Raw genomic sequence first — 3022 nt, forward strand, 5'->3', positions numbered from 1 at the left:
CAGATTTTGAGCGAAAACTCAGAGTCTGCTTTTTAATTGGAGATATAATAATTTAACATCGTTAATTAAGCATGTATAACAGTGTGCTTTTGAGTATTGGCTAAAGGGTTGATGGGCGAAAGAAAAATGGGTGAAATACTGCTTTGTCTAATATTTGCTCCAACTGCCTATTTAGTGTTATTTAGAATGCATTAGAAAAAGCCTGCAATTTCGTTTGATGAAATTGCAGGCTTTGCTTTTTTCGCATAAGCTTACAAAAGAATATTTTTAATATATACACGGAAGGTGTGAAGAATATCGTATTTTAAGTTAACTTCAGGCTGTGCTGTCAGCCTTGCGCTAGTATCTTTTTTATTATCTTTAGATCTCCGTGTATTCTTCCACTTTGCGTTGGAGCTTAGTCAGCTTCAGCGCCAATGCAGGAAGTTTATAATAACCTGAATCATAATTTCTTTTTCTTCTGGGCGAGATTCTGCAATCATAAGGGTGATGGCAACAAGAGCACTGTCGCTGATAATTTTATTACCATCGTTATATAGTGCGTTATTCTGGTTGAGAAAATATAAGAACAGAGCTGCTGCGATACGCTTGCAGCCATCATTAAACGGATGATCCTTAACTAAGAAGTAGAGCAGGTTGGCTGCTTTTTCTTCTAGTGATGGATATGCATCTTGACCAAAGGCACTTTGATGGATAGCGGATAAAATACCTTCTAATTTGCCAGGTTCTTTTTCCACGCCAAACACATCAGATGTCTGGCTAAATTCCATACTTTTTATAAGCTTTATGCATTCGTCATACTTAAGCAGATAAGAGCATTTAGAACCTTCAGGTATAGCAACGCACTGATGATCATAGGCATCAAGCAGTTCTAAAGAACGTGAATACTCCTGAACCACTTTCAAAACATCTTCTGCATCGATACCAACAAGTCCACCTATAATATTAGACTGTATTTGTACTGTTTTATTCAATACAGCTAAACGTTTTTCATTAATTGCAAATCCTTCTGTTAAATATTGCTTAAGGATATTGGTTGCCCACTTGCGGAAAAGAACGCCACGAGGAGATTTTACACGGTAGCCAACGGAGATAATGACATCTAAAGAATACATTTTTACAGGTTTGTCTGAATTTGCAATATGCAAAAAATGCATATTGCTTTTTTCGTCTAATTCTCTTTCTTTAAAAATATTTCTAATATGTCTTGCGATAACAGATTGGTCACGAGAAAATAAATCAACCATCTGCGCTTGTGTTAACCATACGGTATCTTCTTCAGGTGAAATATTAACTTCCAGTTCTAATTTGCCATCTTTAAAAGTAACTATATTAGTCATTAGTAAAACTCCTTTCCTAATTTCAACTTGTGACAATTTATCATGGTTTCACCGCCGTCAGCCTTGCGCTGGCGGTATTTTTCTTCAGCAATTCCATACCCATCGTCAGACTTCCTTTAAAAAATATATCAATCTACATGTTTTGGATTGCGAAAAAATGTTTATATATTATAGTACCATTATAACTCTGTGTATTGCGTCGTGTCAAATGTTAGAATTAGTGTATTGTGAATGTGCATTTGGTATTCTGCAAGGTGTAGTGATATAAAGTTAGAAAATCTATATTTCCAAACTGCTTTTTTTAGTGCCTAGGAGAGGGCGCAGGTGTTGTGGCGTAAAGGCTTGAAGGCGTGGGAAGATGGTGAAGATTGGCACAAGTATATGCGTGGTTATGCTGGACTGCGGGAAGTGGAGAGCAGGCTGAGGGGTATTAAGCTTCAGCTTCATGCAGGCAAGAAATCAAACGAAGAACTGATGGCAGAAAACCTAGTGCCGCTTACAGATGAATTTATAGAATCTATTGCGAAAATGTACGGTATGACGTATACTAAGGGTAAGAAAGGCGAAGATAGATTTTACGATGATGATGGTAATCCGATTTATCCGCCCAATAACGGCGCTGTTGGCAAGGAAGGAAAAACAACCTTGCCTAAAGGAATGATTATTAGCAGGTATGGTAAAAATTATGGGTGCTATGTATCTCCGGATGGTACCACCATTGAAGAAAGAGCTTTAGCCAAGGATGCAAGAATTCAGAATGAGCTTCACAGATTTGAATTAGCAAAAGATGTCGAATGTATTAAAGGCGTAATAGCTCCTTGGTTTGGACAAGCTGGTGGAGAAATTCAGTGTAAATTTTCTAAAACTATAGATCAGTTAATAAAGGCGGGGGTTTTAATTGAAATATGACCTTCAAAAGTTGAGAGTAATAATGGATAATAGTAATATTGGAAAGCTTAATTATAGCATTTATCCAGATAAAAACTTTCGTATAGAAACAGTGATTTTTATCAGGAAACAAGCTAATAAGTGGGAAATAGGAGTAAAAGATAAGGGCGCGGATTATGATGTAACGCAATTCGACACTGAGGCAGAAGCTTGCCAGGCGTTTTTGGAAAGATATTATCCAGAGGGCTTAAATTGCGAAAAATGATTGTACTGAAATCGCAATTGAAGTAATGCGAATACTACAAGAAAGCCACTGCAGCCATGAAGAAGCAAAACTTGTTCTGCGAATCGTCATCATACTGAACGGTTGAGAGAGATGCAGGAACTGAATTACGCTGATGCTATCAGATACGTTAAAGAAAAATATTATTTTTATTAATCAAGCACGTGTAACAGCGTGCTTTTTTATTGCCCAGGAGAGGGCACAATATAGGGCGGAGGCCCATGATATGGAGGTATCAGAAATGGAAATGAAACAGGTTTACGAAGCACTGGAAAAAGTTGAGAACGGTGCTGACCTCATCGCTGATATCAAGGGCGAAATTAACACTCTCAACAACGAAGCTAAGAAGCACCGCAGGATAATTGCTTAAAACCGCTATCAACAGAGTAACCAACGGCAAAGCAATGATCAAAATACATTATGAATTAACTTTAGAGGAACTTCGCGAAAGTATTGCCAAACAGGAAATGGAGCTTTATGGGCGTACTCTTTCCGATTAAAAGATATTAAT

The 3022-nt window shown here is 37.4% G+C and carries 4 protein-coding genes; 3 read left to right on the forward strand and 1 reads right to left on the reverse strand.

Annotated elements, in window-relative coordinates:
• Positions 1-407 precede the first annotated feature (407 nt).
• On the reverse strand, positions 408-1340 hold the full coding sequence (gene rhuM / locus BN587_RS00005) for a virulence protein RhuM/Fic/DOC family protein (protein WP_021719129.1): 933 nt from the start codon (positions 1338-1340) through the stop codon (positions 408-410).
• A gap of 324 nt (positions 1341-1664) precedes the next feature.
• Between rhuM and BN587_RS00010 the strand changes: the two genes are divergently transcribed.
• From BN587_RS00010 to BN587_RS11620, 3 genes are all read left to right on the forward strand, one after another.
• A complete protein-coding gene (locus tag BN587_RS00010; RefSeq protein WP_021719130.1) occupies positions 1665-2249 on the forward strand; it encodes a TNT domain-containing protein in 585 nt (194 codons plus the stop codon).
• Positions 2239-2493: a hypothetical protein gene (locus tag BN587_RS00015; protein WP_021719131.1), complete on the forward strand. Its 255-nt coding sequence runs from the start codon at positions 2239-2241 to the stop codon at positions 2491-2493. Before BN587_RS00010 ends, BN587_RS00015 begins: the two co-directional genes overlap by 11 nt.
• A gap of 259 nt (positions 2494-2752) precedes the next feature.
• Positions 2753-2881 carry a hypothetical protein gene (locus tag BN587_RS11620; protein ID WP_303684760.1) on the forward strand — a complete coding sequence of 43 codons (129 nt, stop codon included), beginning with the start codon at positions 2753-2755 and terminating at the stop codon, positions 2879-2881.
• Positions 2882-3022 lie beyond the last annotated feature (141 nt).

It is taken from the genome of Phascolarctobacterium succinatutens CAG:287 (genome assembly GCF_000434895.1).
Classification (GTDB): domain Bacteria; phylum Bacillota; class Negativicutes; order Acidaminococcales; family Acidaminococcaceae; genus Phascolarctobacterium_A; species Phascolarctobacterium_A succinatutens_A.

What these genes read in the sequence shown, in the direction of transcription:
- rhuM (WP_021719129.1), bottom strand. Translation starts at nt 1,340, where the DNA reads ATGACTAATATAGTTACTTTTAAAGATGGCAAATTAGAACTGGAAGTT.
- BN587_RS11620 (WP_303684760.1), top strand. Translation starts at nt 2,753, where the DNA reads ATGGAAATGAAACAGGTTTACGAAGCACTGGAAAAAGTTGAGAACGGT.